1 protein-coding gene is annotated in these 1213 nt (G+C 66.0%); it reads left to right on the top strand.

The window, feature by feature from the left end:
- Positions 1–17: 17 nt before the first annotated feature.
- The coding region (locus B0G38_RS23180; protein WP_264671656.1) for a 13E12 repeat family protein at positions 18–1213 on the top strand (1196 nt) is incomplete at its 3' end.

The following is a 1213-nucleotide window of genomic DNA, read 5'->3' on the forward strand; positions in this document are numbered from 1 at the left end:
TTCTATAGCGTTGAGGTATGGCAATCGCACCGTTCGAAGCGCATCAGGAGCCCGCGGGCTTCCTCGCTTCCGTGCACGCCGCCCTCCAGGACTTCTCAGCCAACTTCCAGCAGGAATGCCTCCTGCAATCCCCCAAGGAACTCGCCGCCACCGTCGCCGGCATCGAAGAGATCTCCAAATCGGTCGAGCAACTCCAGGTCATCGGCGCCCACGCCGTCGACCAACAGAACATCGCCCAAACAGGCGAAACAGACCAGCGCATCCCCTGGGCGGATCCGGTGCAGGGCACGGGCCAGGACGGCAAACCCAAGAAGCCCGAATACAAGGACGCCGCGGAATACCTTCGCCAGAAACTCAAGATCAGCCGCGGCGAAGCCAAACGCCGGCTCCGCGTAGGTTCCAGCACCATGCCCTCGACCCTGATGACCGGAGAACAGGCACCCCCGAAGCTCGAACGCCTCGGCGCCGCACTGACCTCGTCACAGATCAGCGGCCAAGCCGCAACCCTGATCCGCGACGCCCTCGAACGCGTCCGCCCCACCGCACCGCCGGCGGGCCTGGCCGCGATGGAAAACCAGCTGACCCAGCAGGCCACCGAGTCCGATATCGACGGCCTGCGCGAAATCATCAAACGCTGGGAAGCAGTCCTGGACCCGGACGGACTCGAACCCACCGACGAGATCCTCCGTGCGAAACAAGGCGTGTTCATCCGCGGCAAACGCCAAGGCCTTCACCGGCTGGAAATCGCCGCCACGCCGGAACAATTCGAATTCCTCGTCACCGTCATGAACGCCGCGACCAACCCGCGCGTCAAGACCACCTTCGCCCCCGACGACGGCACGCCGGCAGACCCCGCAGCAGCCGCCGGCACTCCGCCCGCCCCTGGCACAGCAGAGGCGGGGCCGGAACAGGAATGGCAAGGACCGACCCGGCCGCAGAAACTCCTGCAAGGCCTCGTCGGCGCCTGCCAGATCGCCCTGTCCACCGACAAGCTCCCCTCCAGCGGCGGCCACCGCCCCCAGATCATGATCAACCTGGACTACCAGGACCTGGTGGACCAGATCGGCGCCTCCGCCGATACCGCGTTCGGCGGACTGATCAGCCCCAAAACCGTCCGCAAAATCGCCTGCGACGCCGACCTCATCCCCCTGGTCCTCGGCGGCAAAGGCGAAATCCTCGACATCGGACGCGCCCAGCGGCTGTTCACCCCCGC

Origin of the sequence: Crystallibacter permensis, assembly GCF_025960875.1 — a bacterium.
Taxonomy (GTDB): Bacteria; Actinomycetota; Actinomycetes; order Actinomycetales; family Micrococcaceae; genus Crystallibacter; species Crystallibacter permensis.